This window comes from Pseudomonas sp. C2B4 (assembly GCF_013359695.1).
Lineage (GTDB): Bacteria > Pseudomonadota > Gammaproteobacteria > Pseudomonadales > Pseudomonadaceae > Aquipseudomonas.
Map to the genome: position 1 here is coordinate 1 of NZ_JABFMU010000072.1, position 12,067 is coordinate 12,067.

Below are 12,067 nucleotides of genomic sequence, written 5' to 3' on the forward strand. Positions count from 1 at the left end.
GTGGCCGTTACCGCAGCAATGGATATGTACTCGGTCAGCAAGAGACAGGCCGGCTGTAAGGCCGCCTTCGCGAGCAGGCTCGCTCCCACAGTTAATCCGGGTACATCTACAAAAGTCAGGTCTGCCGTGAGGCCGCCTTCGCTGGCAAGCCAGCTCCCACAGGGATTGGGTACAGCCGCAAAAGACAGGTCGGCTGTCAGGCCGCCTTCGCGAGCAGGCTCGCTCCCACAAGGGGCACACGCCGTAAGGGCGAAACCATAGTCAATGGATATGTACCCAAAACAAAAAAAATCCCGCCCAGAAACACCCGGGCGGGATCCGCTGAAATGGCCAGCGCTATGGGAAAGACTTAAGCAATCGGAATCAAAGGGTCCGCCGCCGCCCAGGCCACATCACGATCAGCCACCGGCGGATAAATCCACACGGTATTGATCTGCGTCTTGAGCTCCTTGCCTTCTTGCTTGGTCAGCTTGACCTGGCGATCCCACCCTTCGGTGTAAACCGCGCCCCAGGCGCCCAGGTCCAGGCAGGTGACGTATTTCGGCTGACGGTATGGCGTCGGGTCGACACCGATGAGCTGCGCCGCCACGTTGTTGCCGGCATGACGCCCCAACACAATGGCGTGCTGACAGGTCATCAGGGCGTGATTGCCGATGTCATCGGTAGCGGCGTAGGCAACGTCGCCAGTGGCGAAGATGTCGTCCTGGCCGATCACTTTCAGGTGTGCATCGACATGCAGACGGCCAAGGTGATCGCGCTCGCCGGGGATCTGTTCTGTCAACGAATGGGCGCGTACACCGGTGGTCCAGACCACGGTTTTGGCATCGATTCGCTGCCCGTCGGACAGCGTCGCGCCGTTTTCATCCACGGCGACGACCGAGGCGTTCAGATGCCATTTCACACCCGTTTCGAGACTGGCTTCAGCGATTTTTTCCGCGATTTCAGGGCCCATGGAGCCGCCCACCTTGTTGCCACGATCAACGATGATCACGTTGATATCCGCACGATCACCCAGGATGGCGCGCAGACGGCTCGGCATTTCAGTCGCCGTTTCGATCCCGGTGAAGCCACCGCCGGCAACCACGACCGTGTTGCGTGCTGTGTTTTCTGGCTGGTTGACCAGATTCTTGAGATGGTTTTCCAGGCGTACGGCTTGCTCGATCTGGTCGACGTCGAACGCAAATTCAGCCACGCCGGGCGTGTTTGGCAGTGCCAGGCCGCTACCGGTGGCCAGAACGAGTTTGTCGTAGATGACGTCCTGCTTGTTGCCCGAAGCATCAATGTAGCCAACACGCTTTTGCACGACATCGATGGATTCGGCGGCGCCCTTGATGAACTTCACGCCGACCGCATCGAACAGCTCGCCAATCGGAGCGGCCAGTTGATGGGCGTTCGGTTCGTAGAAGCGTGGGCGAATACGCAATTCGGCCTGGGGAGCCAGCACCGTCACTTCGACGCTGTTGTGATCATGAATGTTGAACAGACGCGTGGCACTGATCGCTGTCCACATACCGCCGAAACCCGCACCGATGACCAGGATGTGTTGTTTCATTTTTAACTCCAGTGAAGAACCAGGCATTGAATGTTGTTAGAGGACCAGGAGCTTGGCGCGAGTCTCTCTTGGAAAGCGCCGTTCACTGCCGATCTGACAACTGCGACTCTATTGATCCGAGTTAAATCGTGCAACCTGTTTTTTGCGATGGTCCCCATCGATGATTTTGATACAGGCCTGAAGTGGCCATATATCTGGCCGCAATGGAATTTCCCGTTCAACGGATGCGCAATTCCACGCGTTGTCCCGCGAACGACCGCCTGATATCATTTGCGACAACACTAGTCGGAGATCGAAATGGCACTTTACAGCGCAGGCGTCGAGTACGGCCTTCACTGCCTGGCCTACCTGGTAGGAAATTGCGGCGACACCCGCGAAGCCAGCGTGCGCGACCTTGCCGAGCTGCAAGGCGTGCCCCTGGACTATCTGGCGAAAATCTTCACCAAGCTGGCCAAGGCAAAACTGGTGGTGGCCACCGAGGGCGTGCGTGGGGGATTCAAGCTGGCTCGACCGGCTGACGAAATCACCCTCCTGGATATCGTCAACGCCATCGACGGGCGCAAGGCTATTTTCGAATGCCGGGAGATTCGCGGTCGGTGTGCGCTGTTTGAGGGCGAAGCACCGGACTGGGCACTGGACGGCCGCTGCTCGATCCATGGCGCGATGCTGACGGCGCAGAAGCGCATGGAAGAAGCCCTGGCCCAGCAGACCATCCTGGACATCGCCCGAAGGGTCGGACGCAAGGCCCCGGCGCAGTTCAACGCCCAGGTGGACAACTGGCTGAACGATCGCCGGGAAAAGAAAGGCACCGCGGGTGCCCAGACAAGCGACGATCAGCTCATCCAGGTCACCGAGATCTCCGGCTGAAGACTAGATACAGTCACGCACGGCCTGGCGCAGGGCCCCGGACTTGGCCCAGGGCGGTCCCTGATACAGCGACGCCCGGCTGCCATCCTTGGACTTCACAATGTCCAGAATCTCGTCAGCCGTGATGATGCTGGGCGCGGTGATCCGGTAGCCGTTGGAAATCGAGGTTTGCGTCGTGCCGGATATCTCTTTTTGCCACGCCGGCAGTACGCACGCGGCCAGGTCCTTGGGTGGTTTTTCACTGTACTTGCTGACATTTGGCTCGCCCGGTACCAGTGACGCCGGCAGCGAACACCCCGCCAGCAACGCCAAAACCACTCCCCCCATCAACATCCGACTCTGCATGAAGTGCCCTTAATCCTGAAAAAATAAAATGTAGCCTGTCATCACCCGGACAGCCACGGGTTGCACCGGACTTCAACAACTGGCGTTGTTATCGCTCGACCCGGCGTATGAGCGCTCGTTCAAATAGGCCGTCCACCGTTCATAGGCCTCATGCTGCCATTGGCTGACCCGCTCCCATTCCGGGCCGCTGAGCTGATGCTCGGAAATGAGTTTCATCATTTCGCTGGTGGCCGCATCCAGGTCGGCGATCAGCTCATGGGCACGCGCTCTGAAATCATCGGTTGTCGACATTCTGAACAGACCCCGCCCTTGCCGATAAATCGGTACTTCACTACGACAGCGGATTTTGCCAATCGCGCAAATTTCCCGACCAAAGGAAACGGCCCGAGGTCGGACGAACACATCACCTGACCGGCGAAATGGGTCTAAAATTTCGTAGCGCAACGTTGCAGGAGGTCATTATGTGGCTTAACGAATCGGAACAAGCGCTTCGGCGCGACCTGATCGGGCTGGCGTCGGATTTGCGCTGGTCAGCGGTCGAGCTTTTGCGAATTGCGGAGCAGTTGCGCGAGGCCGGCAACGATGCCGACGCGCAAGCCGCCCAAAGACTGTGCGATCTATTCCAGGGTGACGAAGAACGGTTGTCGGGGTATGCCGAGGAAGTGAAGGCCAAGATCATCACCCGCAACAAGGCTCAATAGCGGACACGCGGCGATGAACAAATCTCTCGTGACACTCGCCACCCTCCTCGCGCTGTTGCCGGCGTGCAACAGCAACTCACAAATTTATCGGGACCAGCCGTTGGTCGCCAAGGTCGAGACCGGCATGAGCAAGGAACAGGTCCAGCAAATCGGCGGCCCTCCCTCTGCGATAAACGACCGCACCGTCGAACCCGGCACCTGCTTCGACTACAAGTTGACCCAACCCGGCCATCAGCAACCGTTCAATGTCAGCTTCGATAGCCGGGGCAAGGTCGACCACACCAGTTTCATGACCTGCGCCGAGTGGAGCAACACCCAGAAAAAGGCCCGGGAGTCCCATTCCAGTGGTGGCGGCGGCGGGTATTAGTCCAAAAAAACCCCGGCATGCCGGGGTTTGAATGTATCGAAAAACGGATTACTGGCTGCGCGCCTGCCTGCTCGTCCGCGACTTATAGCCCGGAAGAGATGCCGCAAAAGCCAGTGCTTCTTCCCGGCTGCCAAATGACCCCAATCGATCACCCTTGGTGCAGACCCGCCATGGCCCGTTGTTCACGCTGACTACGTCATAACCGTTCATGTGCATCTTGTTCAACATCGAAGCGCTCATGGTCACCTCCATTCGGCAATGATATCCAAGGCTAACGCGCCTACCTTACACCCACCCTCCGCCAAAAGGCCGACCAGACGTCGTGTCAGGATTCTGGCATTGGATTGCACTTTCGGACGCAGTACCTGCTCCAAACAGGAAAATCCAGATAAACGGGCCCGGCCCGAATATTGCATTTTTATTACATTTTAATGACAAGAAACTGTCAGACCACACATGAAAGTACGCGCAACCGTCATTTGCGAGCAGGACCGCCACATTCTCCTGGTGCGCAAACCGAGGAGTCGCTGGATGTTGCCCGGCGGCAAGGTCGAGCCCGGTGAAACGGCGGCGGGCGCCGCCATGCGCGAACTGCAGGAAGAAACCGGTCTCGACGTCGATGACATGCTGTATCTGATGGAATTGGAAACAGGCGGCACCCGCCACCACGTCTACGAAGCCTCAGTGATCAACCTGGATCAGGCCCGGCCGCAAAATGAAATCTTCGATTGCATCTGGTTTCCGCTGGAGGCGGTGCAAAACCTGAGCACCAGCGACGCCACGCTCAGGATCGTCAGAGCCTTTCAGCGTCGCCTGTAGCTTTTATGCGCCGACCAATGCCGTCGCGGCCTTGTCGATAAACGCGGCAATCTCGGCCGGCTGCGAAGCGAGGGACGCATGGCTGGCGTTCAAGGTCAGGACCTCCCGGGCGTTCAGCCGCCCTGCCATCCACTGCTGGTTCTGCGGCGCGATCATCCGGTCATCGGCCGAGACCTGATACCACGACGGTTTGTTCTTCCAGGCCACGGTGCTGATGGTGTCGCCAAAGGTGCTGGCCAAGGGGGCTTTCTGGGTGATGCCCATGACCAGCCCTTCGGTCTCAGGCAGGTCCTGGCAGAAGCTCTCATGGTAGAGCTCCGGCTTGACCCACAGATAACCGTCGCTGTCGGGGGCCAGGTTGGCTGCGGCCGCAGGGGGATGCCGTTGCGTAATGCCGCCGGGGCTTTCACCGGTGTCCGGCGCGAACGCAGCGATGTACACCAGCCCCACGACATTCGGTTGATCGCCCGCTTCGGTAATCACCGCCCCGCCATAGGAATGTCCCACCAACAGCACGGGCCCGGCCACTTGCGCGACCATTTTACGTGTGCGTTCAGCGTCATCGGCCAATGAAGTCAGGGGCATTTCCACTGCCTGGATGCGGGTGTAGCCCTTGCCCAGCAGTTCGGCGATGACTTTGTTCCAATGGGCGGCACCGCCCCAAAAACCATGGACCAGCACAATCGTGGGTTTTTCGCTCATGACCTTGACTCCATTGACCGATGGGGTTGTTCGCGCGTCGTGTCAGCCCTGATCGCCACCGCCCACGGGCATGACCATGCCGGTGATATAGGACGCTTCGTCGCTGGCCAGGAACAGAATAGCGCCTGCCTGCTCATCCAGCGTGCCGTAGCGTTTCATCAGGCTGCTGTCGAGGGTCTGGTCGACGATTTGCTGATACCAGACTTTCTCCTGTGCACTCTGCTCGGCACTGTTGCGCGGGATAACCCGAGTCGGCGCTTCGGTGCCACCCGGCGCAGTGGCGTTGACCCGAACACCACGCCCAGCGGTTTCGAACGCCAGACACGCCGTCAGCGCATTCACCCCGCCCTTCGCCGCGCCATAGGGCACGCGATTGATACTGCGGGTGGCGATGGACGACACGTTGACGATCGCCCCACTGCCCTGCTCCAGCATGAAGGGCAACGCGGCATGGCAGCACCACAAGGTCGGGAACAGCGAGCGGCGGACTTCCGCTTCGATCTGCGACGCCTCGTAGTGCTCGAACGGCTTGGCCCAGATCGTGCCGCCGACGTTATTGATCAGCACGTCGAGACGCCCGAAGCGCTCGACCGCGGTTTGCATCACCCGGTTGCATTCCTCGTACTGCTCAAGGTCAGCGGTCAGCGCCAGGACCTGACTGTGCTGCGCCAACTCCTTCTGCACCTCGAACACCAGCTCGGAGCGATCGACCAGAATCAGCCTCGCCCCTTCCGCCGCCATGCGCTGCGCAACGCGCCGACCGATGCCCTGGGCAGCGCCGGTGATCAGCGCGACTTTTTCGTGAAATCTGTTCATGTGTACCTCTTATTACCGAACCCGGTATCAACTGTGGGAGCGAGCCTGCTCGCGAAAGCGGTCTCACTGGCAACATCAATGTTGAATGTTCTGCCCTCTTCGCGAGCAGGCTCGCTCCCACATGGGGGCTGTGTCGTGCACGTTATCCGGGTGCACCACTATCAACTGTGGGAGCGAGCCTGCTCGCGATAGCGGTCTCACTGGCAACATCGATGTTGGATGTGCCGGCCTCTTCGCGAGCAGGCTCGCTCCCACATTGGATCGTCGCCAATTCCACAAACGCACGACTCACGCCGCGCTGGCAGCAAACTTCTCGTAGTAGAAATTCGCCGGCTTGATGCCTTGCTCGCCGATGTACTTGCTGACCGCTTCAACCATCGGCGGCGGGCCGCACAGGTAGACGTCGACGTCGCCGTCGTTCAAATGCTTGGGCTCGATGTGCTGGGTCACGTAGCCCTTGAGCGGGTGCTGGCTGTCGGGACTCGCCACGCAAGCGCTGTAGCTGAAGTTGGGAATGCGCGCGGCGAAGGCCTCCAGGCGATCCATTTCCACCAGGTCGAAATCGTGGGTCACGCCGTAGATCAAGTGCAGCGGATGCTCGCTGCCCTGCTCGGCGATTTTCTCCAGCATCGCGGTGAACGGCGCCAGCCCGGTGCCACCGGCCAGCAGCAACAGCGGACGACGAATGTCGCGCAGGTAAAAACTGCCCAGGGGACCGGCCAGGCTCATGCTGTCGCCGGCCTTGGCCATGCCGGTGAGGAAACTGCTCATCAAGCCGCCAGGGACGTTGCGAATCAGGAAACTGACTTCGCCGTCGCGCTGCAGCGAGCTGAACGAATAGGCGCGGGTCTGCTCGCTGCCGGGAATGCCGAGGTTCACGTATTGCCCCGGCAGGAACGCCAATTTGCTCAAGGACTCGCCCTTGATCGACAGCGCGATGGTGCTGTCGGACAACTGGCGCACGGCGCTGATGGTCGCGTCGTAGCTGGCCTGACGGGTACGGCAGACTTCCGAAGACGTCGGCACCCGCACCACGCAATCGCTCTTCGCGCGCATCTGGCAGGTCAGGACAAAGCCCTGCTCGGCTTCTTCGGGGCTGAGGGCGTCTTCGATGTACTCCTCGCCCAGATCGTAGGTGCCGGCCTCGGCGAAACACTTGCAGGTGCCGCAAGCGCCGTCGCGGCAGTCCAGCGGAATGTTGATGCCCTGGCGGTACGCGGCATCGGCCACGGTTTCACCGGCGTTGGCGTCGATGAACCGGGTGACGCCGTCTTCGAAATTGAACGCAATGGAATGGGTCATGACGGCAGCCTCACAAGTGGTAAACATCGATGACCTGGCGAACGTAGTCGTTCTTCAGGATCACTTTCTTGGCCTTGATCAGCGGGTTTTCTCCCCGCGTGTCGAGGGTGTAGAAACTGCTGCCGAAGTAGCTGTCGACGGTCTTGAAGCGAAAGCTCAGGGTGTGCCAGTTGAAGCGCACCTTGCACAGTCCGTCGGCCTGCTCCAGCAGTTCGATGTTGCTGATGTTGTGGGACGTGCGAGTGTCCGGAACACTCGCGCTTGAACGCTCGGTCTTGATGCGGAAGATGCGGTCTTCCAGGCCGGTGCGGTTGCCGTACCAGATCAGCGAGATTTCCCGCTGCGGGTCCTCGGTCAGTTCGTCATTGTCATCCCAGGATGGCATCCAGAATGTCGCGTCGGGGGCGTACAGCTCCAGCCACTCGTCCCATTGCCGGTCATCCAGGTAACGGGCTTCGCGGAAAAGGAAGTCGCGCACGGCGTCATAAGTAATGGTCATTGCACGTCCTCCACGGCGATCAGCTTCGACTGCTCGGCGTCCAGGGCCTTGAGCATGGTCTGCTGCCAGTACTTGTGTTGCAGCACGAACAGGCCTTCGTCTTCGGTGCGTACGCCGCTGAGCAGCGGGTGCAGGTCGATTTCCTTCGCGGCGTCGTCGGCGCCCTCGATCCAGTGCTCGGCGCCACGAGACATGTCGTTCCAGGTGGTGACGCTGCCCTGGTAGCTGGTCTGGCAGGAGCGGAACTCTTCCAGGTCATCCGGGGTGGCCATGCCGCTGACGTTGAAGAAGTCTTCGTACTGGCGGATACGGCTGGAACGCGCGTGATCGCTTTCGCCCTTGGGGGCGATGCAGTAAATGGTGATTTCCGTGCGGTCCACCGAGATCGGCCGGGCAATGCGGATCTGCGAGCTGAACTGGTCCATCAGGTACACATTCGGGTACAGGCACAGGTTGCGCGAGTTCTCGATCATCCAATCGGCGCGCGCCTTGCCGAAGTCCTGCGCCAGCTCGTCGCGACGCTCGTACAGCGGACGGTCCTCGGGGTTGGCCCAACGGGTCCAGAGCAGCATGTGACCCTTGTCGAAGGAGTAGAAACCGCCGCCCTGCTTGGCCCAGCTGCCGGCGCTCATGGTCGGGTTTTCGTCACCGGCCTCGCGCTGTTTGCGCTGGTTCTGGGTGGCGGCGTAGTTCCAGTGCACGGAACTGACGTGATAGCCATCGGCACCGTTTTCGGCCGTGAGTTTCCAGTTGCCTTCGTAGATGTAGCTGGACGAACCGCGCAGCACTTCCAGGCCATCAGGCGATTGGTCGACGATCATGTCGATGATCTTCGCCGACTCGCCCAGGTGCTCGACCAAGGGCAGCACATCGGCGTTGAGGCTGCCGAACAGGAAGCCGCGATAGGACTCGAAACGCGCCACTTTGGTCAGGTCGTGGGAGCCTTCGCAGTTGAAGCTCGATGGGTAGCCGGCGTTGGCCGGGTCCTTCACCTTGAGCAGCTTGCCGGAGTTGTTGAAAGTCCAGCCGTGGAACGGGCAGGTGTAGGAACTCTTGTTGCCGGACTTGTGCCGGCACAGGGTCGCGCCGCGATGACTGCAGGCGTTGATGAAGGCGTTGAGCACACCCTCCTTGTTGCGCGCGATGAAGATCGACTGGCGCCCCATGGTGGTGGTGTAGAAATCGTTGATGTTGGGGATCTGGCTTTCGTGAGCCAGATACAGCCAGTTGCCTTCGAAGATGTGTTTCATCTCCAGGTCAAACAGGCGTGGATCGGTGAACATCTCGCGCTTGCAGCGATAGATGCCTTGGGCAGGGTCGTCTTCAAGCAGGGACTCAAGGTAATCGGGTCGCAGGGTCATGGCCGCCGCCTCCATTGTTATTGTCAGGCAAGGCTCATGCTAGGACGGGGCAAGGGGGTGGACTATCCGCGGGGTGCAGACCTTTATCCGTTTTGTGCAGCCGGTTCGGAACCCTCTGTAGGAAATCAAGACCTGGGGTTCGTCGCGTTCAATTCATTGGCTGATTTTGGGAATCGGACTACATAAACGCTTACAGCCTCCGCCATAGACTGCGCCCTCTAACTACAAGGAGTGGTGACTATGGCAAGTCATGGCTACATGACCATCAACGGTAAAGTTCAAGGACTGATTTCAGCAGGCTGCTCAACCCAGGACTCTGTCGGCAACAAGTATCAAACAGCACACAGGGACGAAATCATGGTGCTGTCCTACAGCCACAACCTGGCCAACATCGGAAACATAAACAGGGCGACACACAGCCCGATCATCATCACCAAAACCGTTGATAAATCCTCTCCCCTGCTCGCTCAAGCGCTCACCAACAGAGAAGAAATCAACTGCACCATCAACTTCTACCGGGTGATGCCTGCTGGCGGGCAAGAGAAGTTTTATTCGGTGTCGATCGATGGCGGGGTGATCACCGACCTGACGCTTGAAGTGCCCCATGTGATTTTTCAAAACGATGCGGAGCCCCAGGAACAGGTGGCCATTCGTTACCGCCACATTTCCTGGACCCACTACATCGCCAAAACCTCCGGGTACAGTTCGTGGGGTGAAGAAGGATGAAGGCAGACCGTCATGATCTCGGGGACGTCAGCAGCGCGGCCGGAAAGCTGACCGGACAGGCTCGCACGATCAGCGCGCGCCATCTTGTCCCTGGTATGGCACGGGAACGGTTCAATCGTGAAGTGGCCTGGTTCGCCAAGCGTGTTGCCGACGAAGTCGCGCAGGGCCACAAAACCCCACAGCAAGGCATACAGGCACTGCTGCAAGAACAACGCAGTTTGCTCCTGCAATCGCAGGCCGCGACGCGCAAGGACCGACATGCGATCACCGGTCCGGTCAAAAGAATCCCCCATTCAAGGCTCGCGCAACCCACACAGAAACCCGACCCCGAGCGCCTGCTGCGCGTTGTTCACGAGCAACATCTTAAAACGACCAAAGCGAACACGCCCGACGCACCAAACGCCGTTTCCTCGCCCCATCCTGTGCCCGACTTGAAATTCTTTCCCCGCGAGCACTGGCCAGCGGCTGTCCCGCCAAAAGAAGAACCCGGTTTCTACATCGTCCCCAGGAGTACGACCGCCGACAAGCTGCAAGCTCAGCTATTCGCTTCCGCCTCCTCCGACGTCATCACCAAATTCAGGACGCTGAACCCGAATCTGGATCAGGTGAAAGCCGGGACGATGATTGTGCTCAGTGACCCCAACAACCCTCAATGCACTCGCGAAGAAGCGCTGTTGATGGAAGCGGCGAACAAGGTCAACCAGGCGCTGGAGCCACTGAGCCCGGAAGAAGCCGACTTCATGGCTCGGCACCATGACGAAATAGCGTTCTTTCTTTCCAAGGGCTCCCTCGGGGCCAGCGTCGGGCTGGCCATGTTCTCGAATAACCTGGAGAGCGTAAAAAACATCCTGCGTGACATAGAGGCTTTGCACACACAAACCTTTCAAGCCAATGGGCACCTGAACTCTCCAGAGTTTTATGCCCAACGTAAAAAACTGCTGACTCAAATGAATGGCCAACTTACCCAACTGACCAAAAAGAGCATCGGCTTTCCGGACCACCCCAATTTGAAAAGCGCGTTGGGTATATCCAGCAAGAGTCTTGTTCATCGCTGGAAAAAGTCCGGTGCTGCCGATCACATTCCTGGCTACGCCACACACATTGAAGGCGTCGCGAAAGCGTCGAAGTACGTCAAGTATGGTGGTTGGATTGGTACGGCGGTGGGAGGTGGAGCGTCAGTGATCAAAGTTCAGGGGGTTTGTGCAGAAGGGAATGTGGAGGCCTGTGAGAAGGTGAAATTTACAGAAGCTGGGGGTTTTGCCGGTGGAGTGGCAGGTGGAGCCTTCGCTTCAGCAGCGATCACTGGTTCAACTGCAGGCTGGGTATGTGCGGCACTTTCCGTACCGACTGGCGGGACAGCTGCTCTTGTATGCGGTCTGGTGGTAGTCGGTGTCGGCTCTATTGTAGGAGGCGTTGGTGGAGGCAAGGGTGGCGAGTTAATTGGAGAAAAAATTTATGAGATCACTAAATGAACGTTGATACCGTTGATTTATTAATTGCCTACATCGGACTAATCTATTTTGCAGCTGCGCTAGTCTGGATAACTGCTGCATTGCATATGGCCTACACAAAGATGGATATGATGCTCGATCTTTATAAAAACTGTAAGGCGATCATGGTTCGAGCACCTCTCAGACACTGTGGACCATGGGGAAAACTAATGCTCATAGGAGGCATTTCTGGAATTGTAACTTTTCCGAACTTTTATCTGAAAAGAGGAGAGTTAAGTTTGGAAGATCTGAAAAACACTCCGCCTAACTTGAGACGTAGACTGGCAATCTTGCAGTGGAGCGTATGGGGTCTTTTACTGGTAATGTCGGGGTTCGCGACTATAGCTATCTTCGACCTTGCCTGAACGCACGATTGATTCAGAATTAAAATAAGGACTTTTAGCGCCACTGGTTTTACTCGCCACAACCGATAGCTCGGAACTTCTTTATTAATCCGAGCCTGAGATGACGAACGCATTTAGGAAATTGCCTAGTGAGTCTGAATACCGCCCAAAAAGTT

At 58.4% G+C, this 12,067-nt stretch carries 16 protein-coding genes; 7 read left to right on the forward strand and 9 right to left on the reverse strand.

Annotation, left to right across the window (positions count from 1 at the left end):
* Positions 1-349: 349 nt before the first annotated feature.
* Positions 350-1,552, reverse strand: coding sequence for an NAD(P)/FAD-dependent oxidoreductase (locus tag HNQ83_RS27815; protein WP_175392050.1), 1,203 nt, complete (start codon positions 1,550-1,552; stop codon positions 350-352).
* 297 nt (positions 1,553-1,849) lie between these two features.
* Between HNQ83_RS27815 and HNQ83_RS27820 the strand changes: the two genes are divergently transcribed.
* Positions 1,850-2,419 (forward strand): Rrf2 family transcriptional regulator, encoded by a 570-nt coding sequence (locus HNQ83_RS27820; protein WP_175392051.1) that lies wholly within the window; start codon positions 1,850-1,852, stop codon positions 2,417-2,419.
* Positions 2,420-2,422: 3 nt separating this feature from the next.
* Here HNQ83_RS27820 and HNQ83_RS27825 read toward each other — a convergent pair whose 3' ends face one another.
* Both HNQ83_RS27825 and HNQ83_RS27830 read right to left on the reverse strand, forming a co-directional pair.
* Positions 2,423-2,764 (reverse strand): hypothetical protein, encoded by a 342-nt coding sequence (locus HNQ83_RS27825; RefSeq protein WP_175392052.1) that lies wholly within the window; start codon positions 2,762-2,764, stop codon positions 2,423-2,425.
* 72 nt (positions 2,765-2,836) lie between these two features.
* Positions 2,837-3,055: a hypothetical protein gene (locus HNQ83_RS27830; protein ID WP_175392053.1), complete on the reverse strand. Its 219-nt coding sequence runs from the start codon at positions 3,053-3,055 to the stop codon at positions 2,837-2,839.
* 170 nt (positions 3,056-3,225) lie between these two features.
* Here HNQ83_RS27830 and HNQ83_RS27835 point away from each other — a divergent pair, with 170 nt between their 5' ends.
* Positions 3,226-3,465, forward strand: a complete 240-nt coding sequence (locus HNQ83_RS27835) for a hypothetical protein (protein WP_175392054.1) — start codon at positions 3,226-3,228, stop codon at positions 3,463-3,465.
* A gap of 13 nt (positions 3,466-3,478) precedes the next feature.
* On the forward strand, positions 3,479-3,832 hold the full coding sequence (gene osmE / locus HNQ83_RS27840; RefSeq protein ID WP_175392055.1) for an osmotically-inducible lipoprotein OsmE: 354 nt from the start codon (positions 3,479-3,481) through the stop codon (positions 3,830-3,832).
* 48 nt (positions 3,833-3,880) lie between these two features.
* Here the strand turns inward: osmE and HNQ83_RS27845 are convergent, their stop codons facing one another.
* A complete protein-coding gene (locus tag HNQ83_RS27845) occupies positions 3,881-4,072 on the reverse strand; it encodes an SPOR domain-containing protein (RefSeq protein WP_175392056.1) in 192 nt (63 codons plus the stop codon).
* Between the two features lie 216 nt (positions 4,073-4,288).
* Between HNQ83_RS27845 and HNQ83_RS27850 the strand changes: the two genes are divergently transcribed.
* A complete protein-coding gene (locus tag HNQ83_RS27850; RefSeq protein ID WP_175392057.1) occupies positions 4,289-4,651 on the forward strand; it encodes an NUDIX hydrolase in 363 nt (120 codons plus the stop codon).
* A gap of 3 nt (positions 4,652-4,654) precedes the next feature.
* Here HNQ83_RS27850 and HNQ83_RS27855 read toward each other — a convergent pair whose 3' ends face one another.
* From HNQ83_RS27855 to benA, 5 genes are all read right to left on the reverse strand, one after another.
* Positions 4,655-5,353: an alpha/beta hydrolase gene (locus HNQ83_RS27855; RefSeq protein WP_175392058.1), complete on the reverse strand. Its 699-nt coding sequence runs from the start codon at positions 5,351-5,353 to the stop codon at positions 4,655-4,657.
* 42 nt (positions 5,354-5,395) lie between these two features.
* Positions 5,396-6,169 (reverse strand): 1,6-dihydroxycyclohexa-2,4-diene-1-carboxylate dehydrogenase, encoded by a 774-nt coding sequence (locus tag HNQ83_RS27860; protein ID WP_175392059.1) that lies wholly within the window; start codon positions 6,167-6,169, stop codon positions 5,396-5,398.
* A 288-nt stretch (positions 6,170-6,457) separates the two neighbouring features.
* A complete protein-coding gene (gene benC, locus HNQ83_RS27865) occupies positions 6,458-7,471 on the reverse strand; it encodes a benzoate 1,2-dioxygenase electron transfer component BenC (protein WP_175392060.1) in 1,014 nt (337 codons plus the stop codon).
* Between the two features lie 10 nt (positions 7,472-7,481).
* A complete protein-coding gene (benB, locus tag HNQ83_RS27870; protein ID WP_175392061.1) occupies positions 7,482-7,970 on the reverse strand; it encodes a benzoate 1,2-dioxygenase small subunit in 489 nt (162 codons plus the stop codon).
* The gene (gene benA / locus HNQ83_RS27875) at positions 7,967-9,331 is read right to left on the reverse strand and encodes a benzoate 1,2-dioxygenase large subunit (RefSeq protein ID WP_175392062.1); all 1,365 of its coding nucleotides are present in this window, start codon (positions 9,329-9,331) and stop codon (positions 7,967-7,969) included. The genes benB and benA overlap by 4 nt, the downstream gene beginning before the upstream one ends.
* 240 nt (positions 9,332-9,571) lie before the next feature.
* Between benA and HNQ83_RS27880 the strand changes: the two genes are divergently transcribed.
* Genes HNQ83_RS27880 through HNQ83_RS27890 form a run of 3 tightly spaced genes read left to right on the forward strand, consistent with a single transcriptional unit; the run spans position 9,572 to position 11,912 of the window.
* Entirely contained in the window at positions 9,572-10,057 is a 486-nt protein-coding gene (locus HNQ83_RS27880) for an Hcp family type VI secretion system effector (RefSeq protein WP_175392063.1), read from the forward strand.
* Positions 10,054-11,529, forward strand: coding sequence for a hypothetical protein (locus HNQ83_RS27885; protein ID WP_175392064.1), 1,476 nt, complete (start codon positions 10,054-10,056; stop codon positions 11,527-11,529). The genes HNQ83_RS27880 and HNQ83_RS27885 overlap by 4 nt, the downstream gene beginning before the upstream one ends.
* Positions 11,526-11,912: a hypothetical protein gene (locus HNQ83_RS27890; RefSeq protein WP_175392065.1), complete on the forward strand. Its 387-nt coding sequence runs from the start codon at positions 11,526-11,528 to the stop codon at positions 11,910-11,912. The genes HNQ83_RS27885 and HNQ83_RS27890 overlap by 4 nt, the downstream gene beginning before the upstream one ends.
* Positions 11,913-12,067 lie beyond the last annotated feature (155 nt).